Source organism: Nonomuraea zeae, from assembly GCF_005889725.1.
In the GTDB taxonomy this organism is placed as follows: domain Bacteria; phylum Actinomycetota; class Actinomycetes; order Streptosporangiales; family Streptosporangiaceae; genus Nonomuraea; species Nonomuraea zeae.
Genome location: NZ_VCKX01000008.1, coordinates 56,016 through 72,413, shown reverse-complemented (window position 1 = coordinate 72,413; position 16,398 = coordinate 56,016). Strand labels below are relative to the sequence as shown.

Here is a 16,398-nt window from a genome sequence, read left to right as displayed (position 1 = left end):
AGGGGAAGGTCATGGTTCGTCGACGAGAGTTACTCATGGGCGCCCTCGCCGCCGCGGCGCTGACCCGCCCGGGCGAGGCCGCCGCCGCCACGCACCGCGCCGACCGGAATTTCCCCAAGATCGGCGGCAACCTGGCGAACCAGAGCTACACCGGGCTGCGCGCCCTGCACCAGGGCAACGTCCGGCGGCTGCGGGCGGCCTGGGTGAACAACATCGAGGGCGGCCTGATGGCGGGCAACAGCCAGAGCACCGCCGTGGCCGTGGACGGCGTCCTCTACATCGAGTCGGCCCTCGGCAACGTCGTCGCCGTGGACGGGCGTACCGGCGCGACGATCTGGAAATATGCGCAGACCCGCGGCGCGGTCACCCGGCGCGGCGTGGCGGTCGGGGCGGGCAAGGTCTACACCTGCGCCAACGGCAACTGGCTGATCGCGCTCGACCAGCGAACCGGCCAGGTGCTCTGGGAACGGCAGCACAACGGGTTCGGCAACCTGGAGAAGGTCGCGGTCACCTACCACGACGGGATGCTCTACTGCGGCACCAACGACGGCCCCCGCGGCGCCGCGCTCGCCTTCGACGCGGGCAGCGGCGACCTGGTCTGGCACTTCTGGGGCACGCCGGGGCCCGGCGAGTTCGGCAACGACACCTGGGAGGGCGACTCCTGGCAGGTCGGGGGCGCGACGCCGTGGATGCACTGCGCCATCGACCCCGACCTCGGGCTCGTCTACTGGACGTTCGGCAACGCCAGGGGCAGCAGGTCCTCCCAGGACGGCTCCGAGCGCGGCGGCCAGAACCTGTTCGCCAACTCGATCGTGGCGATGGACCTGAAGACCGGCGCCTATCGCTGGCACTTCCAGTCCATCCACCACGACATCTGGGACATGGACAACGTCATGGCCCCCGTCCTGCTGGACGCCCGCGTCCACGGCCGCACCCGCAAGCTGGTCGTGTACGGGAGCAAGACCGGCATGCACTACATCCTCGACCGCGCCGACGGCTCGGCCCCGCTGGGCATCGACGAGGTGCCCGTCCCGCAGGAGCCCCGGCAGAAGACCTGGCCGACGCAGCCCTTCCCGCGCCAGGGCGGCTGGACGGAGCTCACGCCGGTGCGGCAGCCGCTCGGCACGGAGGTCCCCGGCCTCCCGCACCGGGCGGTGCCGAACTACCGGATCGGCTCGCTGTTCACCCCGCACTGGGACGAGCCGATCCTCACCATCCCGGGCCACGGCGGCGGCGCCGACTGGAACCAGCAGTCCTACAGCCACAGCACCCGCCTGGTCTACACGGGCTTCGGGTACGTCGCCGCCGCGCACTCCCTGACCGAGGCGTCCAACGGCCTGCGCCCGCCGGGCGAGTACATGACGGGCGGCGTCGTGGCGGTCGATCCGAGCACGAACAGGGTGCGCTGGAAGAGGAACCTGCCGTACTCGCTGGCGCACGGCAACGGGATCCTCACCACGGCCTCCGACCTGCTGTTCATCGGCCAGCCCGACGGGAACCTGCTCTGCCTCGACGCGCGGAACGGGCGCGAGCTGTGGCGGTGGCAGACCGGGGCCGCGGTCAGCAGCTCCCCCATCTCCTACGAGATCGACGGCGAGCAGTACCTCGCGGTCTACGCGGGCGGGACGAGCATCCCGTACGGGAACTCGGCCGCCCGCGGCGACCACCTGTGGGCCTTCAAGCTCGGCGGCACCGTGCCGCCGGCCGCCACCCCGCCCGCGCCCGTGGTCCGGCGGCCGGTCTCCGGCCAGCCGGTGGACGGCAGCGCGGTCGGCAACACCGTCGTGCTCGCCCGCGTGTACGAGAACGGCCAGGTGGGCGCGGTCGAGTCCACGGCCGTGAACGCGATGGCGCCCACCCACCTGCGGGTGCCCGCGGGCACCACGGTGACCTTCGTCAACCCCGCGGACAACGTCAACGTGCACGGGGCCACGCAGTTCTTCGAGGGGCTGTTCGACGTGCGGCTGAAGCCGGGCGAGTCGTTCCAGTACACCTTCACCAAGCCGGGCGAGTACTTCTTCAACGACTCCTACAGCCCGCGCCCGACGGGCAAGATCGAGGTCCTGCCCGCCTGACCTCGGTCAGGGCGCGATCAGCGCGACGTCGGGGCCGTGCGACGGGAACCGTTCGAGCACCAGCGGATCGTGGCCGGCGACCACCAGCTCGGGGCCGCCGGCCAGCTCCTTGATCCGGTCGAAGGCGCCGTACATCCCGGTCATGCTGTGCAGGATCGGGAAGGGGCGGTCGCCCTCGATGTTCTCGTAGAAGTGGCTGGCGTCGGAGGCCAGCACCACGTGGCCGCGCGCGGTCTCGACCCGCACCACCTGCATGCCCGCGGTGTGCCCGCCGACCAGGTGGACGCTCAGGCCGGGCACGACGAAGGCGTCGCCGTCCACCGCCCGCACGCGGCCCTCCTTGCCGGCCGCCCGCAGGTCCGCCAGGTCGTCGTCCTCCAGCAGCCAGCGCTCGCGGGTGATCCGCTCGGCCCAGGGGCCGCTCCAGTAGTCGAGCTCGGCCTGCTGCACGACGTAAGCGGCCCGGGTGAACTCGCGGGCGGTGCCGGTGTGGTCGTAGTGCAGGTGGGTCAGCACCACGTGGTCGACCGACTCCGCCGTGACGCCCAGCTCGGCCAGCGCCGCCACGGGCGAGCAGCGGTAGTCGATGCCCTCGACCCGGGCCGCCCGTCCCGGCGCGATGCCGGTGTCGACGACCACGGTGTGCTCGTCGGAGACCGCCAGCCACACGTAGTAGGCGGTCGGGTGGGAGCGCTCGCCGCCGGGCTCGTAGCCGTGGAAGTGCTCGCCGCGCTTCGCGTAGCGCTGGGCGTAGCGCACGGCGTAGACGCGGAAGCGGCTCACGCCTTCACCCCTTGGATGGGCGTGCGGCCGAGCTGCTCGGTGGGGATCCGGTAGGTCTCCTTCGCGGTCGCCACGGCGGCCACGTTGATCAGGCACAGCGCGGCGGTGATGAGCGAGACGCCGAGCCAGCTGCCCTGGCCGGTGCCGGCCACGGCGGTGGCGATCGTGGGCGCGAAGCCCGCGATGGCGAAGCCGATCTGGGTGCCGATCGCCATGCCCGACAGGCGGACCCGGGTGGTGAACATCTCGCCGTAGAACGCCGGCCAGACCGCGCTGGTCGCGCTGTGCACGATCCCGAACATCACGATGCCGGCGACGAAGATCAGGACGTAGTTCCCGACGGAGATCGACCACAGGTAGGCGAACATGAGGATCGCGCAGCCGAGCGAGCCGCCGACGAACACCGGCTTGCGGCCGATCCGGTCCGACAGCCTGCCCCACAGCGGGATCGAGATCACCGCGGCGACGTTGGCCAGCACGCCGACCCAGAGCATGGGGCTGCGCTCCAGGTGCATGGTGTTGACCGCGTACGACAGGGCGTGCACGGTGAAGATCGTGCTGACCGAGGCGATGACCGCGGCCACGACCACGCGCAGCACGTCCCGCCACTGCTCGCGGAACAGCACGAGCAGCGGCATCTTCGCCACGGTGTTGGTGGCGACCTCCTGCTCGAAGGCCGGGGTCTCCTCCAGCGTCCGCCGGATGACCAGGCCGACGGCGGCCACCACGATGCTCAGCCAGAACGGCACCCGCCAGCCCCAGCTCAGGAGCTGGTCCTCGGGCAGCGCCGCGATCGGCAGGAAGATCGCGGTGGCGATGATCTGCCCGGCCTGGGTGCCGTTGAGGGTGAAGCTCGTGTAGTACGCGCGCCGGCCCTCGGGGGCGTGCTCCAGCGTCATGGAGTTCGCGCCGGCCTGCTCGCCGGAGACCGAGAAGCCCTGCAGCAGGCGGAGGGTCACGAGCAGGATCGGCGCCAGCATGCCGACGTCGTCGTAGGTGGGCAGGCAGCCCACCAGGAACGTGGAGGCGCCCATCATCACCAGCGTGGTGACGAGCACTTTCTTGCGGCCGAAGCGGTCGCCCACGTGCCCGAGCACGAAGGCGCCCACCGGCCTGGCCAGGTATCCGACGCCGAAGGTGGCCAGGGCCAGGAGCGTGCCGGTGCCAGGCGAGCTGGACGGGAAGAAGATCTTGCTGAAGACCAGAGCGGCGGCGGTGCCGTAGATGAAGAAGTCGTAGTACTCCAAGGCACTACCGATCCAGGCCGCTATTGCCGCTTTGCGAGGTTTGCCCTGCACCGTCACGCTATGCTCCTCACGGTGGAAATGGGGGGTTAGTGCGGTGTCAGGAAACTAACTCACTGGTTCGTACATTACAAGAGTGTTGCCGCACGGTCACCTGGTCTATCCGCTCTCAGTTGCCGCCGCCCTGGCCGCGCAGGTAGGCGACGATCATCTCCCCGACCATCCTGCGCAGCCGGGCGCGGTGCCGCGGCGCGGTCATGTCGCGCCCGAACAACGCCTCGAACGTGTGCTGATTGGCCACCCGGAAGAAGCAGAAGGAGCTGATCAGCATGTGCACGTCGATCGCGTCGGCCTCGGTCACGAAGTCGCCGGACTCCTGCCCGGCGTCGAGGATGCGGGAGATCACGTCGAGCACCGGCGTGCCGAGGTTCGCCAGGGCCTCGGACTTGCGGATGTGCTCGGCCTGGTGGACGTTCTCGATGGCGACCAGCTTGATGAAGTCGCGATGCTCGTCGTGGTGGTCGAACGTCAGCTCGGCCAGCGTGCGGATGGCCTCGACCGGGGCCAGGTGCTGCACGTCGACCGTCCGCTCGACCGCCCGCACCTCGGCGTACGCCTTCTCCAGCACGGCGATGTAGAGCCGCTCCTTGCTGCCGAAGTAGTAGTAGATCATGCGCTTGGTCGTGCGCATGCGGGCGGCGATCTCGTCGACTCGCGCGCCCGCGTATCCGTGCCGGGCGAACTCCTGTTGCGCCACCTCGAGGATCTCCGCCTTGGTGCGATCGGCGTCGCGCTGGCGATCGGCGGCACCTGACGGGGGCGAGGCGGAAACAGTCACACGGTCATCCTAGTTACCGCCGGAATGCTGTACGGCGAGGCGGATGGGCGCATTGGCGGCGCCGTACCCGTCGTATCCGCCGATCCGCTGGACGATCTCGAAGAAGACCCGTCCCACGGTGACGGTGTACAGGTGCAGGAACTCGCCTCCGCGCTCGTCCCGGTCGTAGAGCACGCCGAGGTCGCGCAGCTCGGGATCGACCTCGTAACGGGCGTCCAGGTCGTCGTAGTAGTTCCCGGGGATCGGCAGGAGCAGCTCGGGGTGCTCCGTACGCAGCCTGCGGGCCACCGCGACGAGGTCGTCGCACGCCAGCGCGACGTGCTGCCAGGGGATGTCGCCCGCGCCGACCTGCGCGATGTTCAGCACCATGCGCACGGCGCCGCCGGGGGCCGACATGGCCTTGCTGCGCAGCAGCCCGTACGGGTCGGGCAGCTCCAGGCTGCCCTGCGGGCTCAGCCCGAGCACGGTCCGGTAGAACAGCTCCCCCTCGTCGAAGTAGTGCCACGGCTGCGTGAGCGCCACGTGGTCGATGCCGGTGATCTTCCCGGGGACCGGCGCCTCCGGCGCGAAGTCGGACAGCCACGAGCCGTCGCAGAAGAAGATCTCGGTGCCGTCCGGCGCGGCGACGGCGTCCAGCCGGGCCTCCTCCGGCGCCCGCTCGCGCGGCAGCACCGGCGACAGCAGCGACTCGGCGTGCTTGACCGCGCCGGCCGGATCGGGGCTGTCCAGGCCGATCGCGACCAGCGCGGGAGCCTCGCCCGTGGCGTTCAGCAGCAGCCGCGCGCCGCCCTGCTCCCACAGCTCGACCGGTTTCGTGGGATGCGTCCCGGTACGCGCGAAGCCGAGCGCGGCCAGCACCCCGCCGAGCGAGCCGCCGCCCGTCGATCCGGTGCCTGACGAGCCCGTGCCCGACGTGCCGCCGCCCGGCGAGCCGGTGCCCGCCAGCTCGGCGAAGGCGAACCCGGACGGGATGGCCGGATGCGCGAATCCGCGCGCGGCGCCTCCTGGCGGGCTTCCCAGCCGGGCCGCCGCCGGGTCCCCCAGCGTGTCCTCCAGGGCGATGAGCGAGCGCATGCCGTCCCGCGCCGTGCGCCTGGTGTCGGCCTGCCGGAAGTGGTCGTTGAACACCTCCAGAGACAGCGGGCCCGCGTACCCGGCGTTGAGCGTGTGGCCGACCAGCCCCGACACGTCGAAGTTGCCCTGGCCGGGGAAGCAGCGGTAGTGACGGCTCCACTGGAGCACGTCCATGGCCAGCAGCGGGGCGTCCGCGAGCTGCAGGAAGAAGATCTTCTCGCCGGGGATGGCCTCGATGCCGATCGGGTCGGAGCCGCGCGAGAGGATGTGGAAGCTGTCCAGGCACACGCCCAGGTTCGGGTGATCGGCCATGCGCACCACCCGCCAGGCGTGCAGATACTCGTTGACGTGCCGGCCCCAGGCCAGCGCCTCGTACGCGATGCGGATCCCGTGCCCGGCGGCCAGCTCGGCCAGCAGCCGCAACTGCTCGGCGGCCAGGTCGTCGCCGCCGATCGCGCCCGGCGAGACGTTGGAGCAGACCAGCAGCAGGTCCGCGCCGAGGCGCTCCATCAGCCGGAACTTGTGCTCGGCCCGGCGCAGATTCCGCGCCAGCAGGTCGGCGGGCACCGACTCGAAGTCGCGGAAGGGCTGGTAGAGGTCGATCGACAGGCCCAGGTCGGCGGCGCGGGCCCGGATCGCCTCGGGGGGCAGCGGGCAGGCCAGCAGGTCGTTCTCGAAGATCTCCACTCCGTCGAATCCGGCGGCGGCGATGGCCGCCAGCTTCTCGGTCAGCGTGCCGCTCACCGACACGGTGGCGATGGACTTGCGCATCGCATGCTCCTTCAGAGGTCAGACGGCGACGAGATCGGTCAGGTGGGCGAGCATCCGCTCGGCGTCCGGCTCCCGGCCGGTGAACAGCCGGAAGGCGTGCACGGCCTGGAAGACGACCATGCCGCCGCCGTCCAGCGTCCGGCAGCCGAGCGCCCGCGCGTGCCGCAGCAGCTCGGTCTCCAGCGGCCGGTACACGATGTCGGCCACCCACAGGCCCGGATGCAGCAGCTCGGCGGGCAGCGGCAGCCCCGGATGGTGGGCCATCCCGGTCGGGGTGGCGTGCATCAGGCCGTCCGCCGCGGCGAGGAGCGCGGGCAGCTCGGCCTGGAGCGCGTGGCGGGCGCGTCCCGCGCCGAAGCGGCCGGCCAGCTCGCCGGCCAGGGCGCGGGCTCGCGCAGGGTCCGCGTCGACGACGGTGACCAGGTCGGCGCCCAGGGTGAGCAGCGCGTGCGCGACCGCGGCCCCCGCGCCGCCCGCGCCGAGCTGCACGACCCGATGCGTGGGCGCGTCGGGCAGGGCGCGGGCGAACGACTCGGCGAACCCCGTCCAGTCGGTGTTGTGGCCCACGGCCCGATCGCCGTCGAAGACGACCGTGTTGACCGCGCCGAGCATGCGGGCGTCCGGCGACAGCTCGTCCAGGTGCGGGATGACGCTCTGCTTGCACGGATGGGTGATGTTCAGGCCGTCGAAGCCGAACCGGCGGGCCGTGCGGACCAGGTCGCCCACGTCGAGCCCCAGCCGGTCGGTGTCGAGCAGCCGGTAGACGTAGTGCAGCCCGTGGTGGGCGGCCTCCTGCTCGTGCAGCGGCGGGCTCAAGGAAGGGCCGATGCCCGCGCCGATCAACCCCACCAGGAACGAGGCCATCAGTCTTTCCTTTCCAGCAGGTGCGAAAGATGCGTGAGCGCCAGCGCGTACCCCTGGGCGCCCGCGCCGCAGATCACGACGTCGGCGACCTCCGACACGTACGACCGGTGCCGGTAGGACTCACGCCGGTGGATGTTGGTCAGGTGCACCTCGATCGTCGGCAGCGCCACGGCGGCCAGGGCGTCGCGCAGGGCCACGGAGGTGTGCGTGTAGCCGCCGGCGTTGATCACGATCGCGGACCAGCCCGGCTCGTGGATGGCGTCGATCAGCACGCCTTCGTGGTTGCTCTGCCGGCAGTCCGCCGTCAGCCCGTGGGCCGCGGCGGTGTCATAACAGAGCGCTTCGACGTCCGCCAGCGTGGCGCCCCCGTACAGGTGCGGCTCGCGGCGGCCGAGGAGGTTGAGGTTGGGCCCGTTCAGGACCAGTACGCGCGACATGATTCCCTAATGTACGTACTAGTGAGTTAGGTGGCTAGACGTCGTAAGACCCTCTTGACTTTGCGAGCGTACTCGCGGAACTTTATGGACTATCTAGTTCGTACCCTATGAACGGAGTCCCCGTGACGGCGATCGGCTCCCCCTTGACCCTGGGACCCGCACGCCTGCGCAACCGCCTGGTCTCCGCCCCGATGGAGCGCAACTACTGCGAGATCGACGGCACCGTCACCGATCGCTACGTCGCCTATCTGAGCCGGCGGGCGCGCGGCGGCGCCGCCCTGGTGTTCTCCGAGGCGAGCTACGTCCGGGGCGACGGCAAGGGCCGGCTGCGCCAGATGGGCGTGGACACCGACGCGCGCATCCCCGGGCTGGCCCGGCTCGCCGCCGCCGTCCGCGCCGAGGGCGCGCTGTTCGGCGTGGAGCTCAATCACGGCGGCCGGACCGCCCAGGGCGCGGTCAGCGGCTTCCGGCCGGTCGCGCCCTCCCCCGTCCCGTGCCTGCCAGCCGGCGGCGAGCTGCCGCTGGAGCTGGCGACCGAGGAGGTGTACGACCTGGTCGAGGCGTACGGCGCGGCCGCCGGACGCTGCCGCGAGGCGGGCGTGGACGTGCTCTCCATCCACGGCGCGCACGGCTACCTGGTGCACCAGTTCCTGTCACCGGCCCGCAACCTGCGCACCGACGAGTTCGCCGACCCGGCCCGCTTCCTCGACCTGGTCGTCGAGGCGGTGCGGGAGCGGGCCGGACGGGACGTGGCGGTCGGCCTCAGGATCTCCGCCTTCGAGGGATTCGACGGCGGGCTGAGCGCGGAGCGCACCTTCGAGCTGATCTCCGGCGCCCGGCTGGACCTGCTGGACTTCCTCGACGTCTCCGCGGGCTCCTACGAGGCCGGGCAGTGGATCATCCAGCCGGGCGAGTGGGAGCGCGGCCTGCTCGCGCCGTACGCCGAGCCCTACCGCGCGCTGGGCCTGCCGGTCGGCGTCGCCGGGCGGATCAGCACCCCGGAGAGCGCCGAGGCGATCGTGGCCGGCGGCCGGGCCGACTTCGTCTCCATGGCCCGCACGCTGCACGCCGACCCCGACTTCCCGCGTCGCGTGCTCGCCGGCGAGCCGTACCGGCCCTGCATCGCCTGCAACTACTGCATCGACCGGCTCGGCAGCGGCGAGCCCATCCCCTGTTCAGTCAACCCGCAGGCGGGCCGCGAGCATCTCGGCCCGCCGGGCGCGCCGGCCGAGAAGGCGTCGGTGCTGGTGATCGGCGCGGGCCCGGCCGGCCTGGAGACGGCGCGGCTCCTGGCCGGGCACGGCCACCGCGTGCGGGTGCTGGAGCGCGCGGAGCACGTGGGCGGCCGGTTCGCTCTGGCCGCCGGCCTGCACGACCATCCCGAGTACCGCCGCATCCTGGAATGGTGCGCCGCGGAGCTGGACCGGCTCGGCGTCACCGTCAGCACGGGCACCCCGGTGGCCGGGGAAACCCTGTCCCGGCACGACGTGGACGCCCTCGTCCTGGCCACGGGCGGCGAGTGCCACCGTCCCGACCTGCCCGGCATCGGGCTCCCGCACGTCATCGACGTACGGGACTGGCTCGCCCGCGGCGAGCCCGCTCCTGCAAGCTGCGTCGTCTGGGGTGCCGACCGCGAGGGCGTCGCCGTCGCCGGCCGGCTCGCGAGCGACGGCTCCCGCGTGCTGCTCATCGGCGCCCAGCCCGAGCTCGCTCCCGACGTGGGCCGCCGCGCCAAGATCCTGTCGGTGCCCCGGCTGCTGGCGAACCCGGAGGTACGCGTCCTCCTGGAGTCGGCGGTCGTCGCCGTCGAGCCCGACCGGCTGCTCGTCCGCACCGGCGGCCGCGAGGAGTGGGTGCCGGCGTCCGGCCCGCTGCTGGTGTCGCAGGGCGTCGTCCCACGGACCGGCCTGCTCGCCGCCTGCCGGGCCAGGGAGCCCCGGCTCGGGGTGTACGTCGTCGGGGACGCCGGCGGCGGCGGCTCCCTGTACGACTGCTTCGTCACGGCCGAAGCGGTGACCCGCTCGATCGCCGAAGCCCTGGCCGGCGGCGCGTTGCCCGCCGGGGGCCCGGCCGCTACGTTCTGACCTGTGCACTTGAGCCAGACGACGCCGGACGGGACCTGATGCACCGGCAGGACCAGGAGGCGGCCGTGCTGGCGGCCCTGTCCCGCGAGGGTTTCGTGGAGACGCTGGACTGGCGGCCCGTGCGGTTCGTCGTCACCGCGCCGGACGGGCGGGAGATCGACCTGCATCCGCTGGTCTTCGCCGCCGACGGGTCGGCGGAGCAGGCCGCGCCGGAGCCGCAGCGCCCGTTCGCCTATCCCGCCTCCTGCTTCGTCTCCGGCACCATCGAGGGCGCGAGCGTCCCGTGCCTGTCGGCCGCGCAGCAGGTCCACTTCCACCAGGGCTATCAGCCGTCGGACCGTGACCGGCACGACATGGCGCGGCTGCGCCGCGTCTTCGGGATCGCGACCCACTTCTGACCCTCGCGACGGGCCCCGCGCGGTGGCGGACAGGGCGCGTCTACTTTCCGTCAATGATCTGTCAACATCCGGGCCCTATCTTCGTGCGCCATGTCCAGTCAACAGGTTGCGGAAGAACGCACCGATATATCCCCGCGCACCGAGCGCGACCCCTCCCCGGAGGACGGAGAAGACAGAGGCAGCGTGCTCGCGCTGCTCGAACGCATCAGTTCCGTCATCGTCCCCATCGGCGTGACGCTCTATGCGGTGCTCTATCTCGGCGTCTCCGAGATGTACGGCGTGTTCGGCATCAACCCGCAGCAGGCCGGCGTCGACCAGTCCGTCCTCCTGGGCCGGCTCATGGGCACCCTGATCCTGATGCTGCTGGTCATCCTGCCCACGCTCGGCCTCATCGTCGGGCTGTGCTGGGTGGCCGACAAGCTGACCGGCGGCGCGCTCGGCCGGCTGGTCGGAGCCATCCGGCGGCGGCCGTGGCTCGCCGCCCTGCTCGCCGCGTTGTGGTGCGGCGCGACGTACCGGGGACTGTTCGTCATCTTCGGCAGCCCCGATCTGTTCATCATGGTCGTCATCGCGGTGGGGCTCGGCGTGCTGACGTTCCTGGTCCCGTTGCGGCTGATGCGCCGCCGGCCGGTCGGGCGCGCCGCGACGAAGGTCCTGGTCAGCGCCCTCACCAGCATCGGCCTGGGCTTCCTGCTGATCCTGGCGATGGTCCAGGGCGCCGTCGAGGTGCGGGAGACCGGCCAGGCCAACGAACTGCTCTCGTTCGTCGGCTTCCAGGACCAGTGGACCATCATCAAGAACGCCGAGGACGACAAGCCGCTCTACGACGGCCGCTGGATGATGCTGCTCGGCGAGAGCGACGGCACGTACATCTTCTACGACTGCGACAAGCTCGAGACCTTCCGCCGGCCCATGGAGACGACCAACCTCTCCGCCCTCCAGCTCGACCCCGAGCGGGAGGAGGGCTACACCTGCGGCGATCTCGCTGCCGACTAGAGCCCGCGTACCGCGCCGGGGACGGGCGCCCTGCCGATGGCCGGGCGAGATACGCCGCACGTGCCGTCGGCCGCATTACGGCTCCGTCCTGTGGACGGAGCCGTAATCACGGACAGGGGTGGGTCGCGGCGGGGCTCAGCAGACGAGCAGCGGGTTGGTGTCGCTGGGGAAGTCCTTAGGCCGAGGTGGCGCCGCGGGGGCTGCTCGTGGCGCCGGTCACGGGCAGGTCCGGCGGCTCCTCCGCCAGCAGGGCCCGTACGTCGTCCGCGTCGGGGAGGTCCTGCCGCCCCAGGATCGCCAGAGCCTCGGTGAGGCAGGCCCTGGCCCGGCTGCACCGGCCGAGCTCGGCGAGCGCCCGCCCGAGCACGGTGAGCACCTTGCCGCGGATCCACACCTGGTCCGCCTCCGTCAGGATGGCCAGGGCCGCCTCGGCGTGGTCGGCGGCGTGGTCCGGGCGGCCCGTGACGAGGTAGGTCTCGGCCATCCTGCGGAGGGTGAGCCCTTCCCAGGTGTACTGCTTGAGCCGCCGGAACTCCTTGCGGCCCTCCACGAAACGGGCGAGCGCCTCCTCGTGGCGGCCGGACGCGTCCAGCGCGACCGCCAGCTGGTAGAGGATCTGCGGGTTCGGCCGGCCGCCGCCCAGCTCGCGCGTGATGCCCACGGCCAGCTCCGCGACCTCCACCGCCGCGTCGCCCCGGCCGGCCTCGCCCAGCACGAGCGCCAGGTTGCCCAGCACGACGGCCTCGGACGAGCGGTGGCCGAGTGCGCGCCAGACGCCGATCGCCTCGTTGTACATCGCGATCGCCTCGTCGTACGACCGCTTGTCGTGGGCGATCATGGCGAGCAGGTTGACCGCGTAGGCGTGATCCACCGCGAAGTCGCCGGCGGAGCTGAGGCTTCGTACGACCCGGGCCTCCTCGATCGCCTCCTCGGTCGCCTTGCGGGCGTAGAGGATCTCGCCGCGCTTGCGCCGGGCGTACACCTCGGCGGCCAGGTCCCCGGCACGGGCCGCGGTCTCGACGAGCCGGTCGGCCGCGTGCTCGTAGCCGGTGGTGTCCGACTCGAAGTCGAAGATCTGGGACATCATGTCGATCAGCGACACCGCGTCGTGCAGCGCCCCGCCCGGCGTCTCGGCGACCTGGTGCAGGCAGGCGAGCATGCCCTGCTCCTCGGCCTGCCCCCAGTCGAGCCCGGCGTCGAGATCCGCGAACGACGGCTCCGGGCGGGCCGTCCTGACCGCGTCGAACATCGGGTCGCCCGGGTACATCATGCGGTAGATCGCCGCCATCGCGCCGCGGTAGCAGCCGAGCAGCCGGTCGAGAGCCGCCCGCCGGACCTTCTCGTCGTCCTCGTCCTCCAGCCGGCACCTGGCGAAGATCTTCAGCAGGTCGTGGTGGCGGTAGCGGCCGGGCGCGGACGGCTCCATCATGTGCACGTTGACAAGAGCCTCGCAGAGCTCCTCGGCCTCCTCCTCGTCCACGTCCAGCACGGCCGCCGCCACCGACGACGACAGGTCGGGCGCGTTCGGGACCGACAGCAGCCGGAACGCCGCCGCGTTCGCCGCGTCGAGCTGGTCGTACCCGAGGGCGAACGTCGCCTCCACGGCCAGGTCGTCCACCCGCAGCTCGGCCAGCCGGCGGCGCTCGTCGGCCATCCGGTCGCGCATCCTGGCCAGGCTCCAGCCCGGCCGCGCGGCGAGCCGCGAGGCCACGATCCTGATCGCCAGCGGCAGGTACGCGCACGCCCTCATCAGGTCGTACGCCGCCTCCCGCTCGGCCGCCACCCGCTCCTCGCCCACCACCTTGGCCAGCAGCGCCAGCGCCTCGTCCGGATGCATGGCCCGCAGGTCGAGGTGGTGCGCGCCGGAGAGCCCGGCCAGCCGCGCCCGGCTGGTCACCAGCACCGCGCAGCCGGCGGCCCCCGGGAGCAGCGGGCGCACCTGCACCGCGCTCGCCGCGTTGTCCAGCAGCACCAGCACCCGCCGCTCCGCCAGCACCGACCGGTACAGGGCGGCCCGTTCGCCCAGATCCTCGGAGACGGCCGTGACGTCCACGCCCAGGGAGCGCAGGAACGCGCCCAGCACGGCCTCCGGCGCCAGCGGGTGCGGCCCCGCCCCCTGGAGGTCCACGAAGAGCTGGCCGTCGGGGTAGCCGGGGGCGAGCCGGTGCGCCACGTGGACGGCCAGGGTGGTCTTGCCCATGCCCCCCGCGCCCGCCACGGCCGAGATGACGAGCGCCGATCCGTTCCCCGAGCGCAGCGCCCGCAGCACCTGCTCGATGTCCGGCTCCCTGCCGGTGAAGTCCGTCATGTCGGCGGGGAGCTGGCGCGGCACCGGCTGCCCGGCCGTGGCCCCGCCCTGCTCCGGCTCCGCCTCCAGCCCGGGGTCCGCCGTGATGATCCTGCGGTGGAGCTCGGCCAGGTCCGGGGACGGGTCGATGCCGAGCTGCTCGGCCAGCAGATCACGGGTGTCGGTGAACACCCCGATCGCCTCCGCCTGCCGGCCTGACCGGTACAGCGCCAGCATCAGCAGGCCCGCGAGGCGTTCCCTGGTCGGGTGCTCGGCGCAGAGCACGGTGAGCTCGGCGACGACCTCCGCGTGCCTGCCCTCCTCGACGTCCTCGGCGAGCCTGCGCTCCAGCAGGGCCAGCCGCCGCTCCGCGAGGTGGGTCCGCTGCGCGTGCGCGTAGCCGCCGGCCAGCCCGGCGAGCGGCTCGCCCTGCCAGAGCGCGAGTGCCGCGGCATAGCTGTGCTCGCGTGACAGCTCGTCCAGGACCGCGAGGTCGCAGGCTCCGGTGGGCAGGGCGTACCCGTTGCCGGCCGAGACGACCGCGTCCGCGCCGAGCACGGCTCGCAGGCGGGAGACGTACGTGCGCAGGGTGCTGGTGGCGGTGCGGGGCGGATCCTCTCCCCAGAGGGCGTCGAGCAGGTGCTCGTGGCCCACCACCCGGCCCCTGGCCAGCAGCAGGACCGCCAGGACCAGCCGCTGCTGGGGTGAGCCGAGCTCCAGCTCCGACTCTCCCCGCCACGCGCGTACCGGGCCCAGCACGGAGAATCGCAGCTCAGGGTCACTCATCGGGCAACACGGCGACGCGCTCGTCTCCTCCGCGGACTGTCGCCTGCCGCGAATCGGCGAGAACCGCATCCCGCTCGCGAAGGCGTTACCTGATCAGGTGATGCATCATAGGGGACGCACATCCGGCAATGCCCGGACTATCGGACGAATCCCCTCGGCGAGCGCGATCGGCACGCCGGTCAGGGCACGACCAGCGGCACGCCGTTGGCCAGGACGTTCTCCAGCACCAGGCTCTCGACGTGCTGCACCACGCTCGGCTCCGCGGTCGTGCCGAAGTCCACGTCGGTCAGCCTGACCTCGCGGATCGGCGCGTCGGCGTAACCGCGCAGGTTGAGCGCCCGCCTGGCGGTCCGTACGGTCACGTCCCGCACGTCGATCCCGCCCACCTCCGGGTTGAAGCCGTGCCCCGGCCCCTCCTCGTAGGAGAAGTCGACGTCGATGACCGAGCCGCCGACCTGGCCGATCTCCAGGTTCCTCGCGTGGAAGCCCTCGATGAAGCCGCCGCGCACGGAGTTCGTCTTGAACCGCAGCGCGATGTCGAGGTCGGGGCTGGACATCGCGCAGTCCCTGATGAAGACCTCGCGCACGCCGCCGGACATCTCGCTGCCGATCGTCATGCCGCCGTGCCCGTCGCGGAAGGTGCAGCCCTCGACGAGGATGTACTCGCTGGGCACGTTCACCCGGCGTCCGTCGGCGTTGCGACCCGACTTGATCGCGATGCAGTCGTCCCCGGTGTCGAACGTGCAGCCGCGGATCACCACCATCCGGCTGGACTCCGGGTTGCAGCCGTCGTTGTTCGGGCCGTGCGTCTCGACCGTGACGTTCTGCACGAGCACGTTCTCCGAGAGGGTGGGATGGATCTCCCACATCGGCGAGTTGACGATGGTGACGCCCTCGATCAGCACGTCGCGGCACCGGTAGGGCTGGACGAAGGACGGGCGCAGGTAGCCGCCCTCCCCGTACGCCCGCCGCTCGACCGGCACCCCCTGCTCGGCCTGGGCGAAGAGCGCGGCCCTGGCCTCCGCCTGGCGCGGCTCGCCGGGCTCCCAGCCGTAGCTGTCCGAGCCCTTCCACGGCCACCAGTGATCGTTGTCCGCCTGCCCGTCGAGCACGCCCTGCCCGGTCACCGCGATGTTCCGCTGCCCGTAGGCGTAGATCAGCGGCGAGTAGTTGTACAGCTCGACACCCTCGAACCTGGTCAGCACCAGCGGCAGGTACGCCTTCGGGTCGGTGCTGAACAGCAGCCGGGCACCGGCGGCGACGTGCAGGTCCACGTTGCTCAGCAGGTGGACGGCGCCGGTCGCGAACCGTCCTTCCGGCACGTCCACGTGCCCGCCGCCCGCCTCGTGACACGCCCTGATCGCGGAGCGGATGGCCGCCGTGCAGTCCGTCACGCCGTCCCCGACGGCGCCGAACCTCCTGATGTCGAACCGGCGGCGCGGGAACTTCGGCCCGCGCACCCGCGCCGCGACGCGGTCGGCCCGCGCCCACGGATCGTCTCCGGTCAGTGCGTGTGCGATTTCGGGGGCGAGCGACGGGACGGCGAAGGCGGACATGGTCAAGGCGGACATGGTCATGGCGCGCATGGCGTTGCGGCGGCTCAGCATGAGGGCTCCCAACCCGCTCGGAACATCCCGGATGATATGTCGACCCCTTGCAGTGATCTAGCCGTATTCCCGACATATGGCCTGGAAACAAGCTGCAATCGGTTGCTGATCGCCTCGGCTGCGGCAGGATGTCCCCATGAGGCACTGCCGTGCA

Annotated in this window: 12 protein-coding genes; 4 read left to right on the top strand and 8 right to left on the bottom strand. The window is 71.9% G+C overall.

Annotated features, from left to right (window positions below):
- Window positions 1–11: 11 nt before the first annotated feature.
- Complete coding sequence (locus ETD85_RS04415; RefSeq protein ID WP_138688288.1) at window positions 12–2,075, top strand: outer membrane protein assembly factor BamB family protein; 2,064 nt, start codon at window positions 12–14, stop codon at window positions 2,073–2,075.
- 6 nt (window positions 2,076–2,081) lie between these two features.
- Here the strand turns inward: ETD85_RS04415 and ETD85_RS04410 are convergent, their stop codons facing one another.
- The 6 genes from ETD85_RS04410 to aroQ form a co-directional block, all read right to left on the bottom strand.
- Entirely contained in the window at window positions 2,082–2,858 is a 777-nt protein-coding gene (locus ETD85_RS04410) for an N-acyl homoserine lactonase family protein (RefSeq protein ID WP_138688287.1), read from the bottom strand.
- A complete protein-coding gene (locus tag ETD85_RS04405) occupies window positions 2,855–4,156 on the bottom strand; it encodes an MFS transporter (protein ID WP_276617167.1) in 1,302 nt (433 codons plus the stop codon). Before ETD85_RS04405 ends, ETD85_RS04410 begins: the two co-directional genes overlap by 4 nt.
- Before the next feature lie 115 nt (window positions 4,157–4,271).
- On the bottom strand, window positions 4,272–4,940 hold the full coding sequence (locus tag ETD85_RS04400; RefSeq protein WP_138688285.1) for a TetR/AcrR family transcriptional regulator: 669 nt from the start codon (window positions 4,938–4,940) through the stop codon (window positions 4,272–4,274).
- A 9-nt stretch (window positions 4,941–4,949) separates the two neighbouring features.
- Window positions 4,950–6,785 (bottom strand): bifunctional sugar phosphate isomerase/epimerase/4-hydroxyphenylpyruvate dioxygenase family protein, encoded by a 1,836-nt coding sequence (locus ETD85_RS04395; RefSeq protein ID WP_138688284.1) that lies wholly within the window; start codon window positions 6,783–6,785, stop codon window positions 4,950–4,952.
- 18 nt (window positions 6,786–6,803) lie between these two features.
- A complete protein-coding gene (locus tag ETD85_RS04390) occupies window positions 6,804–7,649 on the bottom strand; it encodes a shikimate dehydrogenase (protein ID WP_138688283.1) in 846 nt (281 codons plus the stop codon).
- Window positions 7,649–8,086, bottom strand: a complete 438-nt coding sequence (gene aroQ / locus ETD85_RS04385; protein WP_138688282.1) for a type II 3-dehydroquinate dehydratase — start codon at window positions 8,084–8,086, stop codon at window positions 7,649–7,651. Before aroQ ends, ETD85_RS04390 begins: the two co-directional genes overlap by 1 nt.
- Before the next feature lie 122 nt (window positions 8,087–8,208).
- Between aroQ and ETD85_RS04380 the strand changes: the two genes are divergently transcribed.
- The 3 genes from ETD85_RS04380 to ETD85_RS04370 all read left to right on the top strand — a co-directional run bounded on the left by ETD85_RS04380 (window position 8,209) and on the right by ETD85_RS04370 (window position 11,564).
- A complete protein-coding gene (locus tag ETD85_RS04380) occupies window positions 8,209–10,170 on the top strand; it encodes an oxidoreductase (RefSeq protein ID WP_206058070.1) in 1,962 nt (653 codons plus the stop codon).
- Between the two features lie 38 nt (window positions 10,171–10,208).
- Window positions 10,209–10,568: a nucleotidyltransferase domain-containing protein gene (locus tag ETD85_RS04375; RefSeq protein WP_206058069.1), complete on the top strand. Its 360-nt coding sequence runs from the start codon at window positions 10,209–10,211 to the stop codon at window positions 10,566–10,568.
- 90 nt (window positions 10,569–10,658) lie between these two features.
- Window positions 10,659–11,564 (top strand): hypothetical protein, encoded by a 906-nt coding sequence (locus tag ETD85_RS04370; protein WP_138688280.1) that lies wholly within the window; start codon window positions 10,659–10,661, stop codon window positions 11,562–11,564.
- Window positions 11,565–11,739: 175 nt separating this feature from the next.
- On the opposite strand, the gene ETD85_RS04365 is transcribed toward ETD85_RS04370, so the two are convergent.
- Both ETD85_RS04365 and ETD85_RS04360 read right to left on the bottom strand, forming a co-directional pair.
- Complete coding sequence (locus ETD85_RS04365) at window positions 11,740–14,637, bottom strand: AfsR/SARP family transcriptional regulator (RefSeq protein WP_170246491.1); 2,898 nt, start codon at window positions 14,635–14,637, stop codon at window positions 11,740–11,742.
- A 179-nt stretch (window positions 14,638–14,816) separates the two neighbouring features.
- Window positions 14,817–16,244 (bottom strand): glycoside hydrolase family 28 protein, encoded by a 1,428-nt coding sequence (locus tag ETD85_RS04360; protein ID WP_138688278.1) that lies wholly within the window; start codon window positions 16,242–16,244, stop codon window positions 14,817–14,819.
- Between the last annotated feature and the right edge of the window lie 154 nt (window positions 16,245–16,398).

Bases quoted from the DNA above. Each gene is read 5' to 3' on its own strand.
- aroQ (WP_138688282.1), bottom strand. From the start codon at position 8,086: ATGTCGCGCGTACTGGTCCTGAACGGGCCCAACCTCAACCTCCTCGGC.
- ETD85_RS04375 (WP_206058069.1), top strand. From the start codon at position 10,209: ATGCACCGGCAGGACCAGGAGGCGGCCGTGCTGGCGGCCCTGTCCCGC.
- ETD85_RS04395 (WP_138688284.1), bottom strand. From the start codon at position 6,785: ATGCGCAAGTCCATCGCCACCGTGTCGGTGAGCGGCACGCTGACCGAG.
- ETD85_RS04415 (WP_138688288.1), top strand. From the start codon at position 12: ATGGTTCGTCGACGAGAGTTACTCATGGGCGCCCTCGCCGCCGCGGCG.
- ETD85_RS04390 (WP_138688283.1), bottom strand. From the start codon at position 7,649: ATGGCCTCGTTCCTGGTGGGGTTGATCGGCGCGGGCATCGGCCCTTCC.
- ETD85_RS04360 (WP_138688278.1), bottom strand. From the start codon at position 16,244: ATGCTGAGCCGCCGCAACGCCATGCGCGCCATGACCATGTCCGCCTTG.
- ETD85_RS04370 (WP_138688280.1), top strand. From the start codon at position 10,659: ATGTCCAGTCAACAGGTTGCGGAAGAACGCACCGATATATCCCCGCGC.
- ETD85_RS04365 (WP_170246491.1), bottom strand. From the start codon at position 14,637: ATGAGTGACCCTGAGCTGCGATTCTCCGTGCTGGGCCCGGTACGCGCG.